Source organism: Nonomuraea sp. NPDC050547 (assembly GCF_044457345.1).
GTDB lineage: Bacteria > Actinomycetota > Actinomycetes > Streptosporangiales > Streptosporangiaceae > Nonomuraea.
Genome location: NZ_JBITGW010000025.1, coordinates 117190 through 141002 on the forward strand (window position 1 = coordinate 117190; position 23813 = coordinate 141002).

The window sequence follows — 23813 nt, forward strand, 5'->3', positions numbered from 1 at the left end:
CACTTTAGCGATCAGGCGACCTTCCGCCCCATGCGGTAGACGGCCAGCGGGCGGCAGAGCGTGGTGACGTCGGCCAGCGGGTCGCCCGCCACGACCAGCAGGTCGGCGTCGAACCCGGGCGCGATCCGGCCCTTCCTGGCGCCGACCCGGCAGACCCCGGCCGCCACCGAGGTGACGGCGCGCAGCACGTCCAGCGGCGCGTACCCGGAGTCGACCAGCATCTGCACGCCGTGCGGCAGCAGGCCGTGCGGCTTGATCGGGGCGATGCCCGCGTCACTGCCGATCACGAACGCCACCCCGGCCGCGTACAGGGTCCTGAGCACCTCGATCATCTTCGGCAGCCGGGCCCTGATCTCGGGCGGCGGCGCCATGCCGGGCACCGGCACGATGCCCGCGGTCAGCGAGACCACGACCGGCGAGTCGGCCAGCGCGGCGATGATGAGCGGATCGGGCTCGACCCCGTCCTCGGTCCAGAAGCCGCAGTGCTCGATCGTGTCGAACCCGGCCCGCAGCGCCTCGGCGATGCCCTCCGGGCTGTGGGCGTGGGCGGCGGCGGGCAGGCCGGCGGCGTGCGCCTCGTCCACGGCGGCTTTCAGCTCGGCCGGGCCGTACTGCATGAGGTGGGGTGCCGAGCCCTCGGTCATCTGGCCACCGGTGACCATCACCTTGATCACATGGGCGCCGCGCGCGGCCCGCTCGCGTACGGCGGCGCGGACCGCCGCCTCGCCGTCGGCCTGGCCGCCGAGCCACCAGCAGTGGCCGCCCGAGGTGGTGATGGGCGGGCCGGAGGCCAGGATCTCCGGGCCTTCCGTGGCGGTCAGGCCGAGGCCGAGCGCCAGGTAGTCGCGGTCGCCGAGGTCGCGCACGGTCGTGACACCGGCGTCCAGGTGCCGGCGGGCGGCCTGGCGCATGCGGGCGGCCAGGTCCGGCCGGTCGAGGTGCGCGACGGCGTCCTCGCTGGCGTCGAAGGCCAGGTGGACGTGGCAGTCGATCAACCCCGGCAGCAGCGTGGCGGTTCCGAGGTCGAGGTCGGCGGGCCCGGGGCCGGAGACCGCGGCGATCCGGCCGTCGTGGATGGTGACCACCCGGTCTTCGTACAGGTCCTGGCCGTCGAACAGGCGGCGTGCCCGCATGGTGAACATGCCCTCACCATGGCACCGCGCACGCCGCCTGACCTGAGTACCCCTTACTCAACCGTCGGCGGCGCCGGCTTCTCGTCGGTCCAGCCGGAGGCGAGCACGGTCTCGATCCGGTCGCCCTTGCCCGGCATGCCGGTGACCTGGTACGACGTCACCATCGAGGTTTCCGGGTCGATGATCACCCGGACCTGGGTGGGCTGGCCTTCCTGCAGGCGGAACTCGATCGCGGTCCCCGCGTTCTCGACGCCTTCCACGATCTTCACGTGCGGCATGCCGGCCAGCGCCCGGTAGGCGGCGGCGGCGATGGCCGCCGCGAGCGCGGGCCGCAGGCTCTGGGCGCTGACCGAGGCGGTCACGCGCTCCTCATGGCCCGGGGAGTCGGGCGCGGCGCCGTGACGGTTCATCGCGCGAAGGGCTCTGATCTCGGTACGGCGGTGCTTGCCGACCAGGTTGGTGGCGATGCCGTACAGCCAGGAGCGCAGGGCCGCCCGGCCCGGGTCGAAGCGGGCCCGCTTGCGGAAGGCGGTCAGGAAGGTCTCGGCGACCACGTCGTCGGCGTGGTCGGGGCCGAGCCGCTGGGCCACGTAGCGGTGTATCTCGGGGAAGTAGGCGTCGAAGACCGCGTCGAAGTCGTCGAGTGACGCCTCGGGAGGTTTTTCGACGTGAGTGGCTGCCATGCTGAGTATCACCCGATGTGCGGGAAAGCTTTCCCTTCCGGGCTCAGGAGAATACGCGTGACTTCAGCGACGGGAAGCGCTGGACCGTGCGCAGGAAGGTCTTGAATCCCGTCCTGGCCAGCCGGTTGTCACCCACGAACTGCTTGGCGGCCCTGAGGGAGTCGCGGACGGCGGCGAAGCCGTACCCGCGCATCTGCTCCTCGTATGCGGCGATGGCGGTGATCTCGTCGCCGTCGCCGGTCAGCGCGTGGCAGAGCAGGCGGGCGTCGCGCAGCGCGGTGTTGGCGCCGATGCCGCGCATCGGGGTCATGCTGTGGATGGCGTCGCCGAGCAGGGTGATGTTGCTCGCCGGCCAGGCCTCGATCGGGATCGAGGTGCGGATCGGCAGCAGGGAGACGGTGTCGGGGTGGGAACGTTCGACCATGGCGCGCAGGTCGGGGTGCCAGCCGGAGATCATGTCGCCGACCGCGGCCCGGAGCTCCGTGCCCGGCAGGTCGGCGACGTCGGCGGGGAAGCGGCCTTCGGCGGCGCCGACGGCCCACAGGATGTAGCTCGCGGCGTTGTCCATGAGCGCGCCGTCCCGCTCGGTGGCGCCGATGCCGTCTACGGGGGCGGCGTCGCCGAGGTCGTGCGGGGCGCAGAACAGGCCGATGCCCCGGGGCGGGATGACGTTGTTCGGGCCGTCGGTGAGCCGGCGGGCGAGCAGGCCGCGGGTCTCGTCGGTCAGCAGGAACTTCCCGGCCACCGTGGTGATGCCGGTATCGACGCGTTCGGCGTGCGGGAGGTACTGCTTGCGCACCCGTGAGTTGCCGCCGTCGGCCGCGACCACGATGTCGGCCACGGCGCTGTCGCCGTCGGCGAAGTGCAGGCGGACCCGGCCGTCCGGCAGCCGTTCGTAGCGCTCGAAGGACTTGCCGAAGCGCACCACGTCCTCCAGGCCGGCCAGCAGGACCTGCCGGAGCGTGATGCGGCTGACCGAGTGGTGGTCGGCGGCGGGGTCGGCGGCCTTGGGCGTCTCGATCAGGGCCAGCACGTCGAGTCGCTCGGTCAGGAAGCCGAAGTCCTGGCCACTGGTGCCGGTGGTGTCGAGGAAGGCCCGCCACAGTTCGGGCGGCAGGCAGTCGCGCAGGGCGCGGGCTCCGTGCGGGTCGATGTGCACCCGGTAGCCCTGCAGGCGGTCGGCGGGTGTGCGGTCGCGTTCGTAGACGGTGACCCGGACTCCGGCCTTGTGCAGTCCTTGGGCCAGGCAGAGCCCGCCGATGCCGCCGCCGATGATCGCTACATGCTTCTTCGTCGTCATGCGCTCCACTATCAACCGTCTGGATGATTCTGTCAACCAAACGGATGGATGATAGTGTGCGACGTATGAGACGTGCACCGGAGGAGAAGCAGCGCGACCCCGAGCGCACCAGGGCGCGCATCCTCGACGCGGCCCTGGCGGAGTTCGCCGCCAAGGGGTTCGCCGGGGCCAGAGTGAGTGAGATCGCCGCGCGCGCCGGAGTCAACAAGCAGCTGATCTCTTACTACTTCGGGGGGAAGGAGGGGCTCTACAAGGAGCTCACCGGGCGGTGGCAGGCGGAGGAGAGCGCGTTCGCCGATCAGGCGGCTTCGCTGGCGACTCTCGTCGCCGGGTATGCCAGGGCCAACTCCGCGCATCGCGAGCTGGGGAAGCTCATGGTCTGGGGAGGGCTCACCGAGGGGGTGCCGGCCGACCCCGCCTTCGTCGAGAACGTACGCCGCGATGTGGCCGAACTGGGCAGGCGGCGGGGCGACGGGGAGTTTCCCCAGGATGTGGATCCGGGGATGTTGCTGGTGGCCTGCTTCGCCATGGCGGCGGCGGGGGTGTCCTTTCCGCAGCTCGTCCAGGCGGCCACCGGGCTCGACCCGGCCTCGGCTGAGTTCGGGGAGCGTTACGCCGAGCAGGTCGCGCTGATCGTCGGGCGGCTCGGGTCCTGATCCTCCGCCTTTGGCTGGTCTGTCCGTGTGCGGGGTCTGTCCGCGTGTAGCGGGCTGTTCGCCCGGTCTGTGGCCGGCTGTCAGCGTGTGGCGGCCTGCCCGTCCCGGTCCGCGGGCGGCCTTACCGTGTGGCGGCCGGATCCGGCGCGTGTAGGGCGGTCTTTCCGCCTGTGGCGGGCTTTTCGCGTTCTTTCGGGTTCCGCGTTCTGCTGGTTCTGCGGTCTCTCTGGTTGTGCGGTCTCTGGTTGTGCGGTCTCTCTGGTTGTGGCGGGCCCCTTTTCGGGGTCCCCGGGAGCCCCCTGATCCCGGGGCGACCGACGGGGGCTATCTGGTGACGAGGCGTTCGAAGAGGTCCAGGGCGGCCTGCCGTACCTCTGCGGGGGCGAGGCCGTCGAGGGTGTTCCTGGCGTGGTTCGTGTCGCGGGTCGTGGCCAGCGTGATGGCCACGGACGAGGCCGCCGCGCGGCTCACCGAACCGGCCGGCGCGTTGTCGGCGAGTTCCTGGGCACTGGCGGCGAGGTCGAGGTTGTCAGTCAACGGGGCTCCTCGGCATGGTGGCGGCAGAGGCTCATTGCATCATCTGGGGTGGTGTTCCATCCACCATTCGGTGAATTCCCGGCATCGGCCGTCCTGGCCGAATCTGATCACCCAGAGGTTGCTGAACGTCCGGTCCGGATACACCGTCGTGCCCTGCACGATCGCCAGATCTCCGGTCACCGTCAGCGGTTGCCAGGTGAAGGAGGTTTGGCCGGGCTCGTCCTGGTTGGCGAGCCAGCCGGCCACGATCGCGTCGCGGCCGTGCCATGGCTGTGCGTGGGGCTCGGTGTAGTAGGACGCGTCCTCGGTGAAGAGCGCGGCTATGCCGGCCGGGTCGTTGGTGTTCCACGCCCGGACATAGTCGGCGATCCACTGTTCGAGGTTCATGTCCTACCAGGGTAGACCGCCTCAGGCCGCGAGGATGTGGCGGCCCTGGAGCGGCGTGGCGGCCGTGCGCGCCAGGGGGATGAACGACACCAGCAGGCACAGGGCGCCGAGCGGCATGAGGTCCTTGTTCATCAGGGGCAGCATGAAGTCGAGCATGACCAGCACGGGGGTCCAGTACTTGACCTGCTTGACGACGGCCAGGTGGGTGACCAGCACGAACTGGGCGATGTAGAAGAGGAACGGCCCGCCCTGGTAGACCAGCAGATCGACGCCGGGCACCTCCTGGACCCGGTCGAACAGCACGCCCATCCCGGCGTGGTCGGCGGCCATGAAGCCGACGATCACGTCGATGACGAACTGGGCCATGGCGCAGGCGATGCCGGCGATCCCGGCGACGACGGTGACGGTGGGCAGGACGCCGCCGCCCAGCCTGCGCCTCATGTCCAGAAAAATCGGGATAAAGAGGGCGAGGGCGGCGATGAAGGCCAGGTGGCCGGTCGTCCAGGCGATCCCGGGGCCCCGTGAGCCGTCGAGGCCGTCCAGGATGCGGATGACGCCGTAGGCGAGGACGAGGAGCGGGGTGGCGAGGTACGCGGTGCGCAGGTTCATGCCTCAATCCTGGGATTTCGCGCCACGAAAGTGATCGCCGGTGCGAGCGATCTCGCCCCTCCCTCGCACGGGGGATCCGGCCCCTCGAGGACCGGACCGCCTCGAAGGGATCGGACCGCCTCGAAGGGATCGGACCGCCTCGAAGGGGATCCGACCGAGCGGGGGGATCGGACCTCGCGGGGGGATCCGGACCCCTCTTTCGTGGGTCCGGATCCCCGGACTCCCCTTAAGGTACGGTCCTTTGGCTATCCTGGTCGGATGCTCGGGCGGATAGACCTCGACGAGGACGGCGGCGCCCTCTACATGCAGATCGTCGACGCCGTGGTGGCAGCCGTCGCCCAGGGCCGGCTGAGCCCCGGTGACCGGCTGCCGGCGGAGCGCGACCTGGCCGCGGAGATCGGCGTCAGCCGCGACACCCTGCGCCAGGCCCTGCGGGAACTGCAGAGGCACGGCCACGTGGTGCGTACCGTGGGAAGGGGTGGCGGCACGTTCGTGGCCGAGCCCAAGGTGCGGCGGAACCTGTCGCGCTACTCCGGTCTGGCCGACGAGCTGCGCGAGCAGGACATGAAGCCCGCGGCTCGGGTGCTGTCGGCCCGGGGCCGCTCGGCCAGCCCGGCCATCGCCGCCGCTCTCGGCGTCGAGCCGGGCGAGCCGGTCCACGAGATCGTCCGCGTACGGCTGGCCGACGACCGCCCGGTCGCCCTGGAGCACACCTACTACGCGCTCGCCCTGTTCCCCGGCCTGCTCGACCACCCCCTCGACGGCTCCATCTACGAGCTGCTCAGAGCGGTCTACGGGCACACCCCGGTCCGGGCGGTGGAGTACCTGGAGCCGATCCTGGCCGGCCCGGAGGAGACGGCGGCGCTGGACGTCGAGGAGGGCGCCCCGCTGATGTACATCGAGCGGATCGCCTACGACGACGCCGACCGGCCGGTGGAGTTCGGCAGAGACGTCTATCGCGGCGATAGAACACGCATGGTGGTGTGGGGATTGTCCGAAAGGTAGGCAACCATTAGCGTCGGACGCCGTGACCCACCACGAGATCGTGATCATCGGCGGCGGCGTGATCGGCTGCAGCATCGCCTACCACCTGGCCCTGCGCGGCAGGACCGACGTCATCCTGATCGAACGGCTCGGCCTGACCCACGGCGCCACCTGGCACGCCGCCGGCCTCGTCGGCCAGTTGCGCGGCTCCGGCAACCTCACCCGGCTGATGCGCCACGGCGCCGAGCTCTACCGGGACTTCGGCGACGAGGCCGGATGGCACGGCGTCGGCAGCGTCAGAGTCGCCGCCACCGAAGACCGATGGCGGGAACTCAAGCGCGCCGCCACCGCGAGCAAGGGCTTCGGCTTCGACGTGCACCTGGTCTCCCCGCGCGAGGCCGCCGAGCTCTTCCCGCTGCTGGACCCGGCCGGGATCGCCGGCGCCGCCTGGATCCCCTCCGACGGATACGTGGACCCGAGCCAGCTCACCCACGCCTACGCCCGTCGCGCCCGCGCGGCCGGAGTGAAGTTCGTCCAGAACCGCCGGGTCACCGCCCTCGAACGCGACGGCCGCAGGATCGTGGCGGTCGTCACCGAGCAGGACCGGATCGAGGCCGACGTGGTGGTCAACGCCACCGGCATGTGGGGCGCCGAGACCGCGGCGATGGCCGGTTCCGCGGTGCCGGTGTGCGCCCTGGAGCACCAGTACCTGGTCACCGCCAAGTCCGGACACGTCCCCGCCGGCCTGCCGACGCTCCGCGATCCCGACGGGCGCTTCTATGTCAAACCCGAGGCTTCCGCGCTGGCCGTCGGCGGCTGGGAGGACGGCACCCGGCCGTTCCACGTGACCCGCGACTTCGGGCCGGAGCTGCTGCCGGCCGACTTCGAGCGGTTCGAGCCGCTGGGGGAGGCGGCGATGGCACGCGTGCCGTGCCTGCGTGAACTCGGCGTGCAGACGATGATCAACGGGCCGATCCCGTTCTCGCCGGACGCCGAGCCGATCATGGGGCTCAACGGCGAGCTCGACAACCTCTTCCACTGCTGCGGCTTCTCCTCCGGCATCGCCGCCTCGGGAGGGGCCGGGCTCGCGATGGCCAACTGGATCGTGGACGGCGACCCGGGGATGGACCTCTGGCCGTTCGACGTGCGGCGGTTCGGGCGGGCGCACACGGTGTACGGCGCGCTGCACGAAAGAGCGGTCGAGTCCTATGCCCGCTACTACGCCATCGGCTATCCGGGGCACGAGGCGCGGGCGGCGCGCGGGCAGCGGCGCAGCCCGCTCTACGACCGGCTGCTCGAACGCGGGGCCGCCTACGAGGCCAAGGCCGGGTACGAGCGGCCCGGCTACTTCGGCCCGCCGGAGACGCCGGGCTTCGGGCGGACGGAGGCGTGGCCGTACGTGGCGGCCGAGCACCGGGCGGTCCGCGAGGGGGTGGGCATCGTGGACATGAGCTCACTCGCGAAGTACGAAATTTCCGGACCTGGGGCACTCCCGCTTCTCCAGAAGCTGGCCGGAGCCGAGATGGACGTCCCGGCCGGGACGATCGTCCACACCCAGCTGCTCAACGTCCGCGGGGGCATCGAGGCCGACGTCACCGTCACGCGGCTCGCCGGTGACCGCTTCTACCTGGTGACCGGGGGCGCGTTCGGGGAGTACGACACCGCCTTTCTGCGGCGGCATGCCGTACCGGAAATGACGATCACGGACGTCGGATCCGCCTACGCGGTCGTCAATGTGTGCGGGCCGCGCTCGCGCGGCCTGCTCGGCGCGCTCAGTCCCGCCGACCTCGGCGACGCGGCCTTCCCCTACCTGAGCGCGCGGCACATCGACGTCGCGCACGCGCCCGTGCTCGCGCTGCGCACCACATGCGTGGGCGAGCTCGGGTGGGAACTGCACGTGCCCGCCGAGTACGCCCTCGACCTCTACGAACGCCTCGTCGGGGCCGGGTTCGGCGCGGTCGACGTGGGCTACAGGGCGCTTCGATCGCTGCGGCTGGAGAAGCACTATCCGGCCTGGGCGGCCGACATCAGCGCCGACGACAACCCTTACGAGGCGGGCCTCGCCGTCCACGCCAAGCCCGAACTGCTGGCCTGACCCGCCCTGCGCACCATCCGTGACCGGGGGCCCGCGCGGCGGCTGACGTGGTTCACCGCCAGTGGCGAGGTCGTCATGCACGGTGGTGAATCGCTCGTCCTTCCTGACGGCAGGTTGACTCCTGTGAAAAGTGCCGGTTTTGGACACACGGTGGGAGAGAACATCTTCTGTGCCTACGTTCCGGCGCAGGTGGCCGCATCTTCCGAGTTCGTGGTGGAAATTATGGGAAACCGGCACCCTGTCCGGCATCACACCGCGCCTCTTGACGACCCGCCAGGTGTAACAATCCGTGCCTAGGCGGGTCGATCATCACCTGTTACGTTCCGAGGGCGACGCGCACCATCGGGGAAATTCTCAGACAAAACCTAGGAGTCCCGTATGCGTACCTCCCTGCGCAGAGGGATCACCGCGATCATCGCGGTGATCACCCTGCCGGTGGCCCTGGCCACCCCGGCCCAAGCCGGGGGTGGTTTGGACGACATCATCGCCAAAGTGATGGTGAAAAAGGTCAAGGGCACGAACGTCAAGAAGCACCTCGACGCACTCCAGGCCATCGCCACCGCCAACGGCGGCACCCGCGCCACCGGCACACCCGGTTACCCGGCATCGCGCGACTACGTGGCCAGCAAACTGCGCAAGGCCGGCTACAAGGTCACCCTCCAGCCGACCGACTTCGTCGAAGGCTGGGTGGAGAACAGCCCGCCCACCCTCAACCTGACCGCGCCCGGCCAGAAGACCTACGTGCCCAACGAGGACTTCTTCACGTTCCAGCCGTCGCCCCCCGGCGACGTGACCGCGCAGGTCCAGGGCGTCGACCTCACGCTCCCGCCGACGCCCACCCCCACCTCCACCAGCGGTTGCGAAGCGGCTGACTTCAACGGCTTCGTCGCCGGCCGGATCGCCCTCATCCAGCGCGGCACCTGCGCCTTCGCCCAGAAGATCCGCAACGCCGGCCGGGCCGGCGCCTCCGGCATCATCGTCTTCAACGAGGGCCAGCCCGGACGCACCGACGCCTTCCCCCTCGACATCGGCGAGTGGCGCGGCGGCGTGCCCATGGTCTTCGCCGACTTCGCCGTCGGCAACGAACTGGCCTCCACCCCCGGCGCCACCGTCCGCCTGAAGGTCGACGCCACGCTCACGCTCGGCAAGAGCGACAACGTCATCGCCGAGACCCGCGGCGGCGACCCGCGCAACGTCGTCATGGTCGGCGCGCACCTCGACAGCGTCGAAGCCGGGCCCGGCATCAACGACAACGGCTCCGGCAGCGCCGCCATCCTGGAGACCGCGCTGCAGCTCGCGCACTTCCCGGTCAAGAACAAGGTCCGCTTCGCCTTCTGGACCAGCGAGGAGATCGGGCTGCTCGGCTCCGACCAGTACGTCGAACGGCTGAGCGCCGCCGAGCGCAAGCGCATCAGGGTGTACCTGAACTTCGACATGGTCGCCTCGCCCAACTACGCCTTCAAGCTCTACGACGGCGACGACTCCGACGCCACCGGCTCGCCCGCCGGGCCTCCCGGAAGCGCCCACATCGAGAAGCAGCTCGACAAGTTCTTCAAGTCCCGCAACCTGGCCACCGTCGGCACCGACTTCGACGGGCGCTCCGACTACGGACCGTTCATCGCGGTCGGCATCCCGTCCGGCGGCATCTTCACCGGGGCCGAAGGCATCAAGACCCCGGCCGAGGCCGCGCTGTTCGGCGGGCAGGCGGGCGTCGCCTATGACGTCTGCTACCACCTGGCCTGCGACACCATCTCCAACATCAACATGACCGCCCTGGACGTGGACGCCGACGCCATCGCCGACTCCACCGCCCGGTACGCGTTCAACCTGAACGGCATCCCGCAGCACAGCGCCGCTGCGGTCGCGCCGGTGGCGGTGACCACCGCCGGATAGTCCCGGGGCCCGGACTCCGCCGGAGTCCGGGCCTTCTCCACGGCGTTCAGGGGAACCGAGCGCTCATCCCGCCGTCCACGGCCCACTCCGCCCCCGTGACGAAGCCGGCCGCGTCCGAGGCGAGAAAGCAGACCACTTCGGCCACCTCGTGCGGCGACCCCATCCGCCCCATGGGATGCAGCCCCTCCACCCTGGCGCGCTCACCCGGATCGGGGTGCTTGTCCAGGTACTCCTCCACCAGCCGGGTGGCGGTCCAGCCGGGGCTGACCGCGTTGACCCGCACACCATGCGGCCCGACCTCCAGCGCGAGACTGCGCGTCAGCCCCACGAGACCGGACTTGGCCGCCGCATAGGGGAACATCCCGCGCGTGGTCAGCCGGGCGTGTATGGACGCGACGTTGACGATCGCCCCACGCCCCGCCGCCTTCATCCCCGGCAGCACCGCCTGCGACATCATCCACGCGGCCTTCAGATCGATCGCGAACACCTCGTCCCACTCGGCCTCGGTCATCTCGACCGGGTCGTAGTAGGCGTTGCGCCCCGCGTTGTTGACCAGCACGGAGATCGCCCCCAGCTCGTGCGCGATCTCGGCGACCGCCGACCTCACCTGCTCACCCGACGTGATGTCCGCCTGTACGGCGAAGCCCCGCCCAGCCGCCAGCACATCCACCACCCCGACCCGCGCCCCTTCCCTGGCAGCCACCTCCACCACGGCCGCCCCGATCCCCCGGGCACCCCCGGTAACCAGCACCACCTCCCCCTCAAGCCGCCCACCCATCACGCCACCCACCTCTCATCAGCCACACCACCCACCCAACACCCACAACCCCACACCTTCACCCCAAACCCCACACCCTCGCCCCCGAACTCCGCGCTCCAGGCCCCAAATCCCGCGCCCCACGCCCACGACGGCTCGCCCTGCCACACCCTCGCTCTTGCCCTGCGACCCTGGCCCTCGGTTCCGGCCCCGTCACCGGACCCGCCCCAGACCCGCGATCCGAGGCGCCCTGGTTCCCGGTCGGCGGCCTTCGGTTCGGCCCCGGCCATCCCTCGGCCCCTGGTTTCCGGCTTGCGCGGCACACGGCGCGAGGCCCCGGAGGCGCGAGTGGGACGGGGGTCGCCCCATCGGGGTTAGGGGGTGGGGTTGAGGGTGGTCAGGAGGGTTTTGACGGTGGTGGTGTCGCCGGAGGTTATGGCGCTGCCTATGCCGCAGGCCACGGCGCCGGCGGCGATCCAGGCCGGGGCGTTCTCCACGGTGATGCCGCCGGTCGGCACCACCGGGGCCTGGGGGAGGGCCTGGAGGAGGTCGCGCAGGACGTCGGGGGAGGAGGCGCGGGCGGGGAAGAGCTTCACGGCGTCGGCCCCCGACTCCAACGCGGTCACGATCTCCGTCGCCGTGGCCACGCCGGGCAGTACGGCCAGGCCGTACCGATGACCCGTGGACAGGACCTGCCGGCTCAACGAAGGGGACACCAGGAAGCGGGCGCCGGCCAGGGCGGCGAGACGGGCGGTCGGTTCGTCCAGGACGGTGCCGGCGCCGATCACCGCGTCCGGGCGGGAGCGGACGATCTCGGCGATGGCGTCGAGGGCGCCCGGCGTGGTCAGGGACACCTCGACGACGTCCAGGCCGGCGTCCACGGTGGTGATGGCAGCCTGTACCGCCGTCTCGGCGTTGATGGCGCGGACGATGCCGACGATGCGGCGTTCGGCGATCCTGTTCATGACCTGCCAGCGATACATGCTCATCTCTCCACCCATGCGCTCAACCGAATCGGTTCATCATCCCCGGTTCGGTGGGCCGGCCTACATTCCGTCGCCGTCCCAGCGGCCTCGGGAGCGGGAGCGGACGGGCAGGCTGGAGACGATCGGCGCCGGGATCGGGTCGCCCGGTTTCCACACCCGCCCGGTGCCCCAGTTGTGCGCGCCCGCGTCCGTGCGCTCGTCCGGATGCTCCAGCGAGGCGGGGTCGGCGCCCCAGTCCATGGCCTCTTCATCGGCTTCATCGGCGTGGTGGGTGTGGCCGCCCTGGAGGCGGGCGGCGTCGCGGGCCTTGGCGATGGCGAGCAGGCTGTGGTCCGTTCCCTGGCCGTGCGGGACGTAGTCGGCGTCCGTGGCGCCCGTCTGCCGTGAGTAGTCCAGCGACGCCCGCAGCATCGCCAGTTCCTCCTCCGCCCGCAGCCCCACCCCCAGGTCGTGGCTGGACTGCGACCACCGCCCGGCGGGCCCGTAGTTGAGCGCCTCACCGCCCCACCGGACCCACTCGTTCTGCGTGTACCAGTTGAACAACTCCCCGTCCGACCGCAGCAACCAGGTGGCCCCGCCCTCCATCGAGGTGAAGTGCCCATGTTTCACCCGGGCGGGCCGGAAGAAGTACGTGCCGAGGTCGAGCGTCCCGAAGTTGTACTCCATGTGCCCCTGAAGCGTGTACGCCTCCTCGTAGCAGGGATGGTGAGCGAGCCGGTGGTCGGCCCAGCCTTCCTGCGCGTGCACCAGCCGGGTGTAGAAGCCCGTCAAAGGGTCCACATGGAGGTATTTGATAAAAAGTCCGGGCATGGGGCCGGGGTTCGGCACCGCGTCCCACTCCATCGCCGCCGAGTCCATCACGATGACGTCCTCCCGGGCCTCCGCCCAGCGCGCGGCACCGGCGTCGAATCCGGCGTCGCCGTACTCGCGGTAGTGGAGGATCCTCGTTCCCTCGGCGAACGTGATCGCCTCGACCGGCACCCCCTTCGGCGCGTACACGTAGCCGCCCTGGCCGAGGCGCCGCCCGCCGTACGTCATCGAGCCTTCGAGCACGTAGAACTCGCTGTCGGCATGATGCACGCCCGGCCCGCGTCCCCAGCCGGTGTGGAAGTCGACGCGCAGCGACGACGAGCCGTCCTCCTCGTCCACGGACAGGCGCCGCTCGCTCGCCCGCCCCTCGCCGCCGACGAGTTCGGCCGCGTGCCAGATGTAGTCGTCTTCTTGGATCACTTCAACGTGGGGACGCATGCCACTCCTTCAGCTCGCGCTTGAGGATCTTGCCCGCCGCGTTCCGTGGCAGCGCGGGCACGAACTCGATCTGCCGCGGCAGCTTGGCGCCCGACAGCCGCCGGCGGCAGTGCTCGACGAGCCGCGCCGCCTCGACCGCCGCGCCCGGCGCCGTGACCACGAACGCCGTCACCCGCTCGCCCCACCGCTCGTCCGGCAGTCCGACGACGGCGGCCTCGGCCACGCCGGGGTAGGCGGCCAGCGCCTCCTCGACCTCGCGCGGCGCGACGTTGACGCCACCCGAGATGATCATGTCCTTCTTGCGGTCGACGATGTAGAGGAAGCCCTCCTCGTCGCGCTCGACGAGGTCGCCGCTGGTCATGAAGCCGTCGGCGGTGGTGCACGCCGCGGTGGCGTCGGGGTCGCCGAGATAACCGTTCATGAGGTACGGCGAGCGCGAGAACAGCTCACCCTCGACGATCCTGACCTCGGTCATGAACCAGGGCGTCCCCACCGACCCGATCTTGCGCCGGGCGTCGGCGGGGCGGCAGTCGCTGATGATGCCCGCCTCGGTCGAGCCGTAGAGCTCGTGCACCCCGACTCCGGGAAAGGCGTCGAGCACCCACTCCTTGAGCGTGCGCGGCAGCGCGGCGGCGTTGAAGAAGAGCGTGTCCAGCGAGGACAGGTCGTGCTCGCCGAGCCCGTGCGCGCGCAGCATGTGGGCGTGCGCCGGGACCAGGAACACCGACTGCGCCCGCGTCCCGGCGATCATGGCGAGCAGGCGTTCGGGGTCCCAGGCCCGCAGCATCGCGACGGTCCCGCCGGTGTGGACCGGCGCGTACCCGAAGGCGAAGCCCGCGCCGTGGTACATGGGCGCGACCGCGATCGTCCGGCGTCCCGGCCCGAGCCCCCACTCCAGGGCGGCGGCGTAGAAGGTGAGGGCGCGCGAGCGGTGGCTGATAACCACGCCTTTGGGCCGCCCGGTGGTGCCCGAGGTGTAGGCGACGCAGAACGGCTCCCGCTCGTCCACCTCCACCCGCGGGTCGGTACCCGGCGAGGTGGCCAGCACCGCCTCGTAGGACGGGCCGAGCGACAGAACGGTACGCGGCAACCGGTCCACGGCCCCGGCGAAGGCGTCGTCGAGCACGATGGCCCGAGCCTGCGAATGATCGAGGATGTACGCGCTCTCCGCGGCCGTCTGCCGGGGATTCATCGGCACCATGACCAGCCCGGCCTTGGCGATCCCGCAGGCCACCTCCGGGTACTCCAGCCGGTTGCCCATCAGCACCGCGACCCGTTCGCCGGTGCGTAACCCGGCCTTGAGCAGGGCGTTGGCCAGCCTGCTCGACCGATCGTCCAGGGCGCGAAAGGTCAGCTCCCGCCCGTCGTCGGCCACCGCGACGGCGGCCGGCGTCGCCGCGGCGAACTCACGCACGCCGCCGGCGATCGAGAGCTGCATGTTTCGCATAGTGAAACGCCTTTCCAATACATAGCATGATCCCCGCCTCCGGCAACGTCAACGACAATGGGCGGATGCTGACCATGCGCCCATACACGGACGCCGACCTGCCCTGGATCCAGGAGACCGTCGCGGAGTGGATCGCCGGCGCGGGCCGCTGCGCCTATGACCACATCGGTGAGCTGCCCCACCGCATCTACGAGAACATCAGGGGCCGTCGCCCGACCGGAGAGGTCGTGCACGTCTGGGAGGACGGCGGCCGCCTGGCCGGGCTGACGGTCAACACCCGCTTCGAGAACGCCTTCGACGTCTTCACCGCCCCTGACCTGCGTGGCACCCAGGCCGAGGCCGACATGATCGAGGCCGCCTGCGCGACCACCGGCCGGGGCGAGGACGAGGTGCTGACCGACGTCTTCGACTGCGACACGGCCAGGATCGAGGTGCTGGAGCGCCTGGGCTTCACCCGGTTCCGTACCTGGGACGACGTCAATGAGGCCGCACTCGCCGACCTGCCCGCGCCGAGCCCGCCCCCGGGCTTCACGCTGCGCGCCGCCCGGCTGGCCGACGCCGACGAACTGGCCCGCGCCCGCAACAGCGCCTTCGACTCAGAGTGGACCGGCACGCAGTACCGCGACGAGGTCATGCTCAAGCCCGGCTACGACGTCGACCGCGAGATCGTCGCCGAGTCGCCGGACGGCCGGATCGCCTCGTTCCTCGTGTACTGGGTGGACCGGCGCAACGCCATCGGCCACTTCGAGCCGGTCGGCACCCACGCCGACTTCCACCGCCTGGGCCTGGCCAGGGCGACCATGCTGCACGCCATGCACCGGATGCGCGCCCTCGGCCTGACCACCGTCACCGTCAACCACAACGCGGAGAACGTCCCGGCGAGGAGGCTCTACGCCGCGCTGGGCTTCAAGAAGACCCACGAGACGTACGGCTATCGCCGCTCGACCCGACGAGCGTCGCGAGCAGTCCCATCACCCCTCCACTGACCACCGCTCCCACCGCGTTCGCGCCGTCGCCGATCCAGAATCCGGCCGCGCCCAACGCGAAGAACCCGCCGCCGGCGATCATGAAGTACCGGTCTTCCCCGCTGGTGAGGCCCGCGCCCCACCAACCGGTCAGCGCGGACAGGAGCATGCCGCCGACCATGACCACGTCCGCGTCCGACGCGGGCCGGAACTCCGCGACGATCGCGGCCACGACGGGCGCGACCGCCGCGACGACCGCCATGAGCAGGCCCGCCTCGGGGTCCCGCCGGTCGAGCGCGTCCCCGGCCAGACCGAGCGCCACCACCAGCGCCGGCAGGAACATGAGGATGAGCAGAAGGACCTGCCAGGCGCCATTGAGGTGGGCACCGGTCAGGTAGATGACCGCGCTGAGCAGCCAGACGAAGCTGAGCGCGAGCATCTGCCCGGGGACCACCGCCTGCGTGCTCGGCACCCGCACCGCCGGAGCCGGCGCCGCGGCCGGCGCGGGCGCCGGGGTCTCCTCCTCCCGCGGGAGCACCTGTGCGTCCCGTATCTCCATCGCGAGGTGCACGGCGCCGCGTACCACGGCCAGTTCCGGCTCCTCCACCTTCAGCACCGTCACCCCCGACCGGCGGGAGATCTGCGCGTGCACCATCGGCAACCGGCTGCTCCCGCCCACCGGGATCACCTTGGTCACGTCGTCCCAGGCCAGCTCCTGGTCGCCGAGCAGCCGGTCGCACTCGTCCACGGTCTCGGCCAGCGGCTTGTCGAGGAGTTCGCCCAGTTCGTCCCGCGTCATGGTGAACAGGACCGGCGGGTCGAGCTCGGACAGCAGCGCCCGATACTCCTCCCGCTCCGACAGCGCGTGCTTGATCTTCTCGCAGGTGTCCCTGAGGCCGAGCCGCCTGCGCAGCACGGGCACGTCCGGCTCGGGGTCGGCGAACAGCGCGTCCACCTGCTCGGGGTGGCGCTCCCTGATCGCGGTGAGGATCTCCCGGTCGAAGTCGATCCCGCCCAGCGTGGGGATGCCGCCCGGCCGGCCCACGTCGCGAAAGCCCGCGTCCGTGGTGCCCTTGGTCAGGGCGCAGTCGAAGGTGCCGCCGCCCAGGTCGTAGAGCAGGATCGTCTGCTCGTCGAAGAAGCGCTGCCCGGTGACCGCGCCGCGTACCCCCGCGACGGGCTCGGACACCAGCGTGACCGTCGCCGGGTCGAACCCCGCCAGCTGGGCGGCCTGCTTCATCAGGTCGTGGTTGCCGGCGTCCCAGCTGACCGGCACGGTGATGACGACCGTGCCGGGCTCGCCCGGGGCCACGCGCCGCGCCTGCGCGCGCAGGTACCGCAGGACCTCGGCGGCCAGCTCGTGCACCTGGTAGCGGCGGCCGTCGAGGTGGACGGGCGCGTCGTCGCCGAAGTCACGCTTGAACTCGGTCCGGTAGTTCTGGATGTAGGCGGGCCCGAGCCGTTTCGCGGCCGTGCCCACGTACAGCCTGCCGCGGGTCGCGAGCACCGCGGTCGGGATCTCGGCCGCGCCCCGCGTCTCCGGATCGGGCACCACGACGACCCGCCCGTCCGCCAGCCCCACCATGATCGAGGAGTTGGACGTGCCGAAGTCGATGCCGTAAACCACTCCCACCGCTGCTGATCCCTCCGTCAGTGACCGAGCCGCCGCACACGCTCGCGCGCCGCGGTCAGCTCCCCTCGCACCCGCTCGTACTGCCCCGCCGTGATCGTGAGCTCCGCCATCCGCCGCTTCCGGTCCCGCGCGCTCGCCTCTCGCAGTACGGCCAGCCGTTCGATCGACCGGTCGAGCGCGTCACGCGTCTGGCGCAGCACGTCGTCGAAGTGCTCCAGCATGAGCACCTTGCAGTCCTCGACCGCCTCGGCGAGGTCTTTCTCCGCCTTGGCGGCGTTCCGCTCGACCATGGGCAGCACGGCCTGGCTGAACTGCGCCGACCGCTCTAGTTTGACCTGTGTGAGCACGCGGTGCCGGTGTTCTTGCAACCCGGCCATGACGCCGAGGGCGCCGAGCGCGATCGCCGCGACCGCGCCGATCGCGATGCCGATGCCGGGCAGCAGCGCGCCGGCGCCGGTGAAGATCGCGGTGCCGACGGCGCCGGCCACGGTCACGCCGGAGTTGACCGACGACAGCCGTCCCTCCCTGGCGTGCTTGCGCAGCATGATGGCGGAGACGTCCAGCCTCGGCTGGTAGCCGGGCACCGCCGCGTTGAGCACGCCTATCGGCAGCCGGGTGGCCGCGGCGGTCTCCTCGCCGGTGCGGTCCACGGCGGCAAGCAGGTCGGCGCGGGCGGTGTCCAGGGCGTCGGAGAGTGCCCGCGTGGTGGCGTTGATGAGGCCCTCGGCGTCGTCGACGACCGCGCGCGAGTGGATGTGGCCGAGGAAGCGGTCGCGGATCGCCTGGTTGCGCGCGGCCAGCCGTTCGACGACGGGCGCGGCGGCCTCGTCGAACGAGGCCACCAGCGCCTCGCGCCAGACGGCCCGGCCGGCCAGCAGCTCTTCTGCCCGCCGCCAGTTCTGCCGCAGCTCGGCGGCGATCCTCTCCAGTTCCTCGCCGGCCACCAGCGCGGCCAGCTCGTTGGTGACCGGGGCCTCGGCCGCGGCCTGCACCTCGTCCAGGAGGTCGAGGGCACGTTCCAGGTACCGGGCGCCGCAGGTCGCGGCCAGGCGATCGCGCAACTGCCGTTCCAGCTCCGGCAGACCGGACTCGCCGGGCGACTCGGGGCGGCCCTGCCGGAGCGCCCGCAGCCTGCGATGGGCGGAGACCGGCAGCACGACGAGGTCCTCGGGCGCCAGTCCCGTCGCCGCGGCGATCTTCCGGCGGGCGACCCTGACCTCGTGGTCCTGGTCGAAGACCGACTCCACCTTGGTGATCGCGGTGACCACGACCGGGCAGGCGGCGAACGCCTTCTCGACGTGTGCCAGTTCGTTGACGCTCAGCGTCTCCTCGCTGCTGCCGACATAGAGGATCGCGTCCGCCCGCGACAGGGAGGCGTAGGTGGCGTCGCTGTGGGCGTTGTTCACGGCGCCGATGCCCGGGGTGTCGACCAGGACCAGCCCGTCGCGCAGCAGCTCGGCCGGCGTCTCGACGGTGACGACGTGGTCGACGTTCGCCCGGTCGGCGACGTGCCGGTCGAGCTCGCCGAGCGGGATCTCGCGCCGCTCGCCCGAGCTCTCGGTGACGAACGCGGCCTCACGCTCGCCCCAGCGCAGGACGGTGACGACGCAGGTGGTCACGGCGGAGTTCACCGGCAGGAGTCGCTCGCGGCCGAGCAGGGCGTTGATCAGGCTGGACTTGCCGCGGCTGTACTCGCCCATGACGACGACCTGGTACGTCCCGGTCTGGACCCGCTGGACGCTCTCTTCGAGCTTGGCCCGCAGCGCCTCGGTGAGTTCCAGGCCGGCGACCAGGCGCTCGTGCAGGGCGAGGACGTCGGCGCGTACCCTGGCCAGCTCCTCGTGGCTCATCGCGCCGGCTCCTCGACGTAGGCGAGCACCTGCTGGGGCCGCAGGACCAGCCCGCGCCACTGGTAGCCGGGGCGGACGGTCTCGGCGATCGTGCCCGGCAGGCCGGGCTCCGCCGTGGGGCGCACGCCCACGACCTGGTGCCGCTCGGGGACCAGTTCGCCGCTGTCGTCCAGCGGCTCGACCTCGCCCTCGCGCAGCATCAGCGTGAGCTGGTCGGCGACCCAGTCGACCAGCCTGGCCGGCGGCTCCGGGCCGGTGGCGAGGTCGCGGCCGCGCAGCTCGTCCAGGCGTTCCGCGAGGTCCACTAGGGCGTTCACCATGCGCGGGGGAGGTTCGTGCGCGCCTTCCGCGCGGCGCAGGCGGTCCAGTTCTCCGCGCAGCTCGCGCTGGGTCCGTTCCAGGGTCTCGACCTCGGCCAGCGCGTGCTCCAGCAGGGCGGCGGTGCCGAGGTCGGGTGGGTCCTGGCGGCGGCCGGTGAGGGCGGCCAGCCGTACCAGAAGCTGCTCGGCGAGTTTGCGGGGTTTGACCAGGGGGTCGACCAGCCTGCTCAGCAGGTCTCTGGGTCGAGCAGGCGCTGGGCCACCTGGAGACGATCCATGATCCGCTCGTAGCTGCGCACCATCGTGTGGGCCGTCTGCTTGTCCACCCTGCCGGTGAGGGGGTCGTTCATCCGGGTGTTCCATTGGTGCGCTCGCTCCTTCGCTCGTCGCATCATCCGGCTGACCGGCTGGTCGTCCTCGAAGCCGAGCCGGGCCGCGCATGAGGTGCCCTTCTCGCCGGTGACCTGCAGGAGCTGCTCCGCCTCCGCCGGTCGCAAACGGGTGGCGCCCTGGTAGTGGGCGGCGAGCGCGGTCAGCTCGGCGAAGCCGTGCTCGGAGCGCTGGAACCGCTCGACCCGCTTCGCCACCTCGTCGGCGGCCGCCTTGGCGGCGCCGTCCGGCGGCAGGCCCTCGCGGCAGCTCGCCAGCGCCGCCCGTACCGAGATCATGGCCTGGTCCAGCTTGATGAGTCCGGCGCGGTTGCCGAAGTGCCCGCTGATCAACCGGCGCAGCCCGCCCACCCCGCTCTCCTCGACCAGGTGCTCGGCGAGCTCCCCGGGGTCCAGGCCGTCGCGCAGCGCGCCGCACGCCAGGTGCACGCCCCAGGCGCCGAGCAGCTCGACGAGCTCCTTCCGGTACGCCGGGCGCAGCGGACCGGCGGCGTGCTGGAACTCACGCAGGTCGCCCAGCTCGCCGGCCAGCTCGGCGGGGGAGACGGCGGCCAGCGCACGCAGCCACCCGAGATGGTGTTCCTTCATCGCCTGCGCGCCGGCGGCGACCTTCGCCGCGATCGGCACCACCAGGTAGAACAGGCGGCTCAGGTCGGTGGCGCCCCGGTAGACGTCGATGACCTGGCTCGCGCCGTCGCGCAGCGGATGGAAGGCCAGCGGGTCGCCGAGCACCGGCGGCCAGCTCTGGTCGCACCTGCTGAGCACGCCGAACGCCTTGAACGGCGTCAGCATGCCGGCCCGGTCGCCGAGGAAGGCGGAGACCGCGGCCACGTCCTGGTTGCTGACGTCGCGGCTGAACAGGTAAAGGACGGCGTCGGCCTGGTCGAGCTCGTCGATGCTCTCCTGGTGGAGGGTCTGCGGGTCGCGGCCCAGGAGCTCCAGCACGCCGGGGTCCTGGACGCCCATCGTGGCCAGGGTGTTGGCCGAGTCCCGGCCGTACACGCTGCCCAGGCCGGGGGTGTCGACGAGGTGGAAGTCGTTCAGGAAGGGGTTCGGAAGGCCGTACTCCACCTTGCGTACGCGGACGAGGTCGGCCAGGTGCGTCTCGTCGCGGACGGTCCAGTGCGCGAACTCCGACGGCGCGACCGGTCGCGGCGGGCCGTCGCGGAAGTGCACGGTCAGGCTCGGGCGCGGGGCGTGGACCAGCTCGTTCACGTTGAACGTCAGCTCCTCGCGGCCGGTCACCGCCACCTGTTCGCCGAGCAGCGCGTTGACCAGCGTGGACTTGCCGCGTTTGATCTGGCCCGCCACGGCCAGCCGCATGGGCTCGGCGAGCCGGGCCGCGGCGGTGCGCAGGGCGTCGGCCAGCGGGGCGAGTTCGGGGGTTTCGTCCGCCTGGAGCGCGCACTCGCGCAGGATCGTTCCCGCGCGCGCGACCGCGGGCACGAGCAGATGTTCGGGGGGTTTCATCAGGCGCATGTTTAGCGACCGAGAGTGACTCCGTCCACCTCTCCCGGGAAAGGACACGCGAAACTAGAAGTTACGGTTGTCCGATACTGAGGTCCGCGAAGACCGCCCGGTGGTCCGTGCCGGGCACGTCGACGATCTCCGCCCGGCGCACGCCGATGGAACGATCGACCAGGATGTGGTCGATCGTGATGATCGGCGGGATCGCCCGGCCGCGCGGCCACGTCGGGACGAGCCCCTTGCCCACCTGGGCGGCGGCGTCGGTGTAGCCCCGGTTCAGCAGGGCCCGGAAGGCTTGGTGGTCGAGGCTGGCGTTGAAGTCGCCCGCGAGGATCCGCCCCGGCGCGGCATCCGGTAGCGCCGCCAATGAAACGTTCCATTCCGCGTAGAGGCGAGGCAGGGGCGGATTCGGGTGCACCGCCACCACCTCGACCGGCCCGGACGGCAGTGCCACCCTGGCCGCCGGCATGTGGTGCCCGATCGGCGTGAACAACCCCTCGATCTTGGTCAGCGGGTAGCGCGAGTAGATGCCGCTGCCGGCCGGGCCTTCCGCCTCCTCCAGCACCGTGTACGGCAGAAGCCGCCCCAGCCCCGCCGCCTCCAGCGCGGCGACCTGGTGGGGTCTGAGCTCCAGCGCGCTGAGAACGTCCACGTCAAGGCGCGTGACCAGGTCGACGATCGCGGCGGGGTCGGCCCGCCCGAACAGGTTCGACGAGAGGACGCGCAGAGCGGTCCCGCCTTCCGGAGCCGGATCCGAGACCACCCTGGGCACGATGACGGCGACCATCGCGGCGGCGGCGGCCAGGGCGACCAGCGCGGCCAGCCGGTCGCGGAAGAACAGGACCGCCGCCGAGAGCAGCGCGAGCACGGCGCCGAAGGGTGTCAGCGTCATCAGCTGGGTGAGCGGCCAGCCCGCCTCCAGGCCGGTCAGCCGGACCAGCGCCCAGGCGGCCAGGAGCCCCGCCACCAGCCACGACATCAGGCGCGGGCGCCGCTTCTTCGTCACCGGCTCCGTGGTCGTGTCCAAGGCCACCCGCCCGTCGGTCTCTAGGTTTGACTGAACTTTAAACCGTCTCGGCACAGTGGCGCGCCCGTTGACCCGTCCGTATCCGGACATTAATTGCCGTTACACAATTGCGATATACGGATGACCGCCTTAGACCGGGCAACCAGTGCGCCGCTGGTCCGGGGCGGCGCCACACGAGCCCCGTCAGCCGCACGGCGCTCGCCTGACACCGGCGCGGCCCGGCGATCGAGGCCGGGCCGCGTCCCCTTCTTTCCGTGGCGCGCGGACGGATCTAGCCTCGAAGAGGAAGGGACACCGCCATGGAATCCACCATCATCCTGCTGGGGCTCGCCGCGTTCCTCGTCCTGCTGGTCCTGGTGACCGGGTTCAGGGTCGTCAACCAGGTGGAACGCGGGGTCGTCTTCCGCCTGGGCCGGGCGCAGCAGCGGGTACGGCAGCCGGGGCTCCGGGTCCTGATCCCGCTCGTCGACCGGATGACCAAGGTCAACGTCCAGATCGTCACCATGCCCGTCCCGACGCAGGAGGGCATCACCCGCGACAACGTCTCGGTCCGTGTGGACGCCGTCGTCTACTTCCGCGTCCAGGACCCGATGCGCGCCTCGATCGAGGTGCAGAACTACCTGTTCGCGATCGAGCAGGTGGCCCAGACCTCGCTGCGCAACATCATCGGCAAAAGCGAACTGGACGACCTGCTGTCCAACCGCGAGGAACTGCACCGGGGCCTGGCCCTGATGATCGACAGCCCGGCGCTGGGCTGGGGCATCCACATCGACCGCGTGGAGATCAAGGACGTTCAGCTGCCGGAGTCGATGAAGCGCTCGATGTCACGCCAGGCCGAGGCCGAGCGCGAACGGCGATCCCGGGTGATCGTGGCCGACGGCGAACTGCAGGCCGCCCAGAAGCTGGCCGACGCCTCGGGCATCATGTCCCAGACGCCGGGAGCGCTGCAGCTGCGCCTGCTGCAGACGGTGGTGGAGGTGGCGGCGGAGAAGAACTCCACGCTGATCATGCCGCTGCCGGTGGAACTGCTCCGCTTCTTCGACAAGGCCGCCCAGGCCGCGACGCCACCGGACAAGCAGGACACGGCCACGGAACCCCGGGCGGTCGGCGAAAGCGAGCGGCCCGCGCTCGACGAGGGACAGCGGCGCGCGCCCGAGGCCGCGGGAACCGGCCAGGCGGACGGCGTGGCGGAGAGAACCACGTCCGACGTGAGAAGCGCCTGACGATCGGGCGGTACCGGGGCGGCGGGGGGAGTGGGCGGAGGCTTGCCGTAACGGAGGGGAGGGGTTGTTCGCCCTGACGGGAAGCGATCGTCGTCGGGATGGTGTCAAGAGGCGGCTTGTGGGCGTATGGAACCCGTCAAGAACGGCAAAAACGCATAAATCTCCCGCTTTGCTTACGGAGCAAGCAACTTTCCGGAGCTGAGGAGTGGGGATGGCCGACGTCA

General features: G+C 71.1%; 23 protein-coding genes. 8 read left to right on the top strand and 15 right to left on the bottom strand.

Translation table 11 applies throughout. The features are described 5' to 3' along the window. Nucleotides 1-11: 11 nt before the first annotated feature. The 3 genes from ACIBHY_RS46940 to ACIBHY_RS46950 are packed head-to-tail and all read right to left on the bottom strand — an operon-like array spanning nt 12 to nt 3116. Nucleotides 12-1142 carry an amidohydrolase family protein gene (locus ACIBHY_RS46940; protein ID WP_397257587.1) on the bottom strand — a complete coding sequence of 377 codons (1131 nt, stop codon included), beginning with the start codon at nt 1140-1142 and terminating at the stop codon, nt 12-14. Nucleotides 1143-1186: 44 nt separating this feature from the next. Then, nucleotides 1187-1816, bottom strand: a complete 630-nt coding sequence (locus ACIBHY_RS46945) for an RNA polymerase sigma factor (protein WP_397310147.1) — start codon at nt 1814-1816, stop codon at nt 1187-1189. Nucleotides 1817-1859: 43 nt separating this feature from the next. Continuing rightward, on the bottom strand, nt 1860-3116 hold the full coding sequence (locus tag ACIBHY_RS46950; RefSeq protein WP_397310149.1) for an FAD-dependent oxidoreductase: 1257 nt from the start codon (nt 3114-3116) through the stop codon (nt 1860-1862). 65 nt (nt 3117-3181) lie between these two features. Here ACIBHY_RS46950 and ACIBHY_RS46955 point away from each other — a divergent pair, with 65 nt between their 5' ends. Further along, entirely contained in the window at nt 3182-3772 is a 591-nt protein-coding gene (locus ACIBHY_RS46955) for a TetR/AcrR family transcriptional regulator (RefSeq protein ID WP_397257581.1), read from the top strand. A gap of 324 nt (nt 3773-4096) precedes the next feature. Here ACIBHY_RS46955 and ACIBHY_RS46960 read toward each other — a convergent pair whose 3' ends face one another. The 3 genes from ACIBHY_RS46960 to ACIBHY_RS46970 are packed head-to-tail and all read right to left on the bottom strand — an operon-like array spanning nt 4097 to nt 5305. Then, entirely contained in the window at nt 4097-4309 is a 213-nt protein-coding gene (locus tag ACIBHY_RS46960; protein WP_379618437.1) for a hypothetical protein, read from the bottom strand. A gap of 39 nt (nt 4310-4348) precedes the next feature. Continuing rightward, the gene (locus tag ACIBHY_RS46965) at nt 4349-4696 is read right to left on the bottom strand and encodes a YybH family protein (protein WP_397257579.1); all 348 of its coding nucleotides are present in this window, start codon (nt 4694-4696) and stop codon (nt 4349-4351) included. A 21-nt stretch (nt 4697-4717) separates the two neighbouring features. Beyond that, complete coding sequence (locus ACIBHY_RS46970) at nt 4718-5305, bottom strand: hypothetical protein (RefSeq protein ID WP_397257577.1); 588 nt, start codon at nt 5303-5305, stop codon at nt 4718-4720. Nucleotides 5306-5563: 258 nt separating this feature from the next. Between ACIBHY_RS46970 and ACIBHY_RS46975 the strand changes: the two genes are divergently transcribed. The 4 genes from ACIBHY_RS46975 to ACIBHY_RS46990 all read left to right on the top strand — a co-directional run bounded on the left by ACIBHY_RS46975 (nt 5564) and on the right by ACIBHY_RS46990 (nt 10277). Next, entirely contained in the window at nt 5564-6310 is a 747-nt protein-coding gene (locus ACIBHY_RS46975) for a GntR family transcriptional regulator (protein WP_397310150.1), read from the top strand. A gap of 22 nt (nt 6311-6332) precedes the next feature. Beyond that, nucleotides 6333-8384 (top strand): FAD-dependent oxidoreductase, encoded by a 2052-nt coding sequence (locus ACIBHY_RS46980; protein WP_397310151.1) that lies wholly within the window; start codon nt 6333-6335, stop codon nt 8382-8384. Between the two features lie 42 nt (nt 8385-8426). Next, a complete protein-coding gene (locus ACIBHY_RS46985; RefSeq protein WP_397310211.1) occupies nt 8427-8681 on the top strand; it encodes a glycine cleavage T C-terminal barrel domain-containing protein in 255 nt (84 codons plus the stop codon). Between the two features lie 81 nt (nt 8682-8762). Beyond that, nucleotides 8763-10277 carry a M28 family peptidase gene (locus ACIBHY_RS46990; protein WP_397310152.1) on the top strand — a complete coding sequence of 505 codons (1515 nt, stop codon included), beginning with the start codon at nt 8763-8765 and terminating at the stop codon, nt 10275-10277. A 46-nt stretch (nt 10278-10323) separates the two neighbouring features. Here the strand turns inward: ACIBHY_RS46990 and ACIBHY_RS46995 are convergent, their stop codons facing one another. From ACIBHY_RS46995 to ACIBHY_RS47010, 4 genes are all read right to left on the bottom strand, one after another. Further along, complete coding sequence (locus tag ACIBHY_RS46995; RefSeq protein ID WP_397251907.1) at nt 10324-11055, bottom strand: SDR family oxidoreductase; 732 nt, start codon at nt 11053-11055, stop codon at nt 10324-10326. 353 nt (nt 11056-11408) lie between these two features. Then, a complete protein-coding gene (locus tag ACIBHY_RS47000; RefSeq protein ID WP_397310153.1) occupies nt 11409-12023 on the bottom strand; it encodes a bifunctional 4-hydroxy-2-oxoglutarate aldolase/2-dehydro-3-deoxy-phosphogluconate aldolase in 615 nt (204 codons plus the stop codon). A gap of 57 nt (nt 12024-12080) precedes the next feature. After that, on the bottom strand, nt 12081-13268 hold the full coding sequence (locus ACIBHY_RS47005) for a DUF4437 domain-containing protein (protein ID WP_397310154.1): 1188 nt from the start codon (nt 13266-13268) through the stop codon (nt 12081-12083). Next, a complete protein-coding gene (locus ACIBHY_RS47010) occupies nt 13252-14706 on the bottom strand; it encodes a class I adenylate-forming enzyme family protein (RefSeq protein WP_397310155.1) in 1455 nt (484 codons plus the stop codon). Before ACIBHY_RS47010 ends, ACIBHY_RS47005 begins: the two co-directional genes overlap by 17 nt. Before the next feature lie 35 nt (nt 14707-14741). Between ACIBHY_RS47010 and ACIBHY_RS47015 the strand changes: the two genes are divergently transcribed. After that, on the top strand, nt 14742-15701 hold the full coding sequence (locus tag ACIBHY_RS47015; protein ID WP_397310156.1) for a GNAT family N-acetyltransferase: 960 nt from the start codon (nt 14742-14744) through the stop codon (nt 15699-15701). Here the strand turns inward: ACIBHY_RS47015 and ACIBHY_RS47020 are convergent. Genes ACIBHY_RS47020 through ACIBHY_RS47030 form a run of 3 tightly spaced genes read right to left on the bottom strand, consistent with a single transcriptional unit; the run spans nt 15622 to nt 19483 of the window. Then, nucleotides 15622-17313 carry an Hsp70 family protein gene (locus ACIBHY_RS47020; protein WP_397251892.1) on the bottom strand — a complete coding sequence of 564 codons (1692 nt, stop codon included), beginning with the start codon at nt 17311-17313 and terminating at the stop codon, nt 15622-15624. The two genes, ACIBHY_RS47015 and ACIBHY_RS47020, sit on opposite strands and share 80 nt — an antisense overlap. A gap of 17 nt (nt 17314-17330) precedes the next feature. Further along, the gene (locus ACIBHY_RS47025) at nt 17331-19163 is read right to left on the bottom strand and encodes a dynamin family protein (RefSeq protein WP_397310157.1); all 1833 of its coding nucleotides are present in this window, start codon (nt 19161-19163) and stop codon (nt 17331-17333) included. Then, the gene (locus tag ACIBHY_RS47030; protein WP_397310159.1) at nt 19160-19483 is read right to left on the bottom strand and encodes a hypothetical protein; all 324 of its coding nucleotides are present in this window, start codon (nt 19481-19483) and stop codon (nt 19160-19162) included. The genes ACIBHY_RS47025 and ACIBHY_RS47030 overlap by 4 nt, the downstream gene beginning before the upstream one ends. A 15-nt stretch (nt 19484-19498) precedes the next feature. Between ACIBHY_RS47030 and ACIBHY_RS47035 the strand changes: the two genes are divergently transcribed. Beyond that, the gene (locus tag ACIBHY_RS47035; protein WP_397310160.1) at nt 19499-19774 is read left to right on the top strand and encodes a hypothetical protein; all 276 of its coding nucleotides are present in this window, start codon (nt 19499-19501) and stop codon (nt 19772-19774) included. Here the strand turns inward: ACIBHY_RS47035 and ACIBHY_RS47040 are convergent. After that, entirely contained in the window at nt 19711-21342 is a 1632-nt protein-coding gene (locus tag ACIBHY_RS47040) for a dynamin family protein (RefSeq protein ID WP_397251889.1), read from the bottom strand. The genes ACIBHY_RS47035 and ACIBHY_RS47040 overlap by 64 nt on opposite strands. A 70-nt stretch (nt 21343-21412) precedes the next feature. Then, nucleotides 21413-22345: an endonuclease/exonuclease/phosphatase family protein gene (locus tag ACIBHY_RS47045; RefSeq protein ID WP_397310161.1), complete on the bottom strand. Its 933-nt coding sequence runs from the start codon at nt 22343-22345 to the stop codon at nt 21413-21415. Between the two features lie 320 nt (nt 22346-22665). Between ACIBHY_RS47045 and ACIBHY_RS47050 the strand changes: the two genes are divergently transcribed. After that, nucleotides 22666-23589: a slipin family protein gene (locus ACIBHY_RS47050; protein ID WP_397251887.1), complete on the top strand. Its 924-nt coding sequence runs from the start codon at nt 22666-22668 to the stop codon at nt 23587-23589. Nucleotides 23590-23813 lie beyond the last annotated feature (224 nt).

Coding starts and splice junctions, on each gene's coding strand:
- ACIBHY_RS46995 (WP_397251907.1), bottom strand. CDS start 11,055: ATGGGTGGGCGGCTTGAGGGGGAGGTGGTGCTGGTTACCGGGGGTGCC.
- ACIBHY_RS46965 (WP_397257579.1), bottom strand. CDS start 4,696: ATGAACCTCGAACAGTGGATCGCCGACTATGTCCGGGCGTGGAACACC.
- ACIBHY_RS46945 (WP_397310147.1), bottom strand. CDS start 1,816: ATGGCAGCCACTCACGTCGAAAAACCTCCCGAGGCGTCACTCGACGAC.
- ACIBHY_RS47025 (WP_397310157.1), bottom strand. CDS start 19,163: ATGAGCCACGAGGAGCTGGCCAGGGTACGCGCCGACGTCCTCGCCCTG.
- ACIBHY_RS47040 (WP_397251889.1), bottom strand. CDS start 21,342: ATGAAACCCCCCGAACATCTGCTCGTGCCCGCGGTCGCGCGCGCGGGA.
- ACIBHY_RS46950 (WP_397310149.1), bottom strand. CDS start 3,116: ATGACGACGAAGAAGCATGTAGCGATCATCGGCGGCGGCATCGGCGGG.
- ACIBHY_RS46975 (WP_397310150.1), top strand. CDS start 5,564: ATGCTCGGGCGGATAGACCTCGACGAGGACGGCGGCGCCCTCTACATG.
- ACIBHY_RS46990 (WP_397310152.1), top strand. CDS start 8,763: ATGCGTACCTCCCTGCGCAGAGGGATCACCGCGATCATCGCGGTGATC.
- ACIBHY_RS47015 (WP_397310156.1), top strand. CDS start 14,742: ATGATCCCCGCCTCCGGCAACGTCAACGACAATGGGCGGATGCTGACC.
- ACIBHY_RS47030 (WP_397310159.1), bottom strand. CDS start 19,483: ATGGTGAACGCCCTAGTGGACCTCGCGGAACGCCTGGACGAGCTGCGC.
- ACIBHY_RS46970 (WP_397257577.1), bottom strand. CDS start 5,305: ATGAACCTGCGCACCGCGTACCTCGCCACCCCGCTCCTCGTCCTCGCC.
- ACIBHY_RS47050 (WP_397251887.1), top strand. CDS start 22,666: ATGGAATCCACCATCATCCTGCTGGGGCTCGCCGCGTTCCTCGTCCTG.
- ACIBHY_RS46955 (WP_397257581.1), top strand. CDS start 3,182: ATGAGACGTGCACCGGAGGAGAAGCAGCGCGACCCCGAGCGCACCAGG.
- ACIBHY_RS47010 (WP_397310155.1), bottom strand. CDS start 14,706: ATGCAGCTCTCGATCGCCGGCGGCGTGCGTGAGTTCGCCGCGGCGACG.
- ACIBHY_RS46940 (WP_397257587.1), bottom strand. CDS start 1,142: ATGTTCACCATGCGGGCACGCCGCCTGTTCGACGGCCAGGACCTGTAC.
- ACIBHY_RS47005 (WP_397310154.1), bottom strand. CDS start 13,268: ATGCGTCCCCACGTTGAAGTGATCCAAGAAGACGACTACATCTGGCAC.
- ACIBHY_RS47000 (WP_397310153.1), bottom strand. CDS start 12,023: ATGAGCATGTATCGCTGGCAGGTCATGAACAGGATCGCCGAACGCCGC.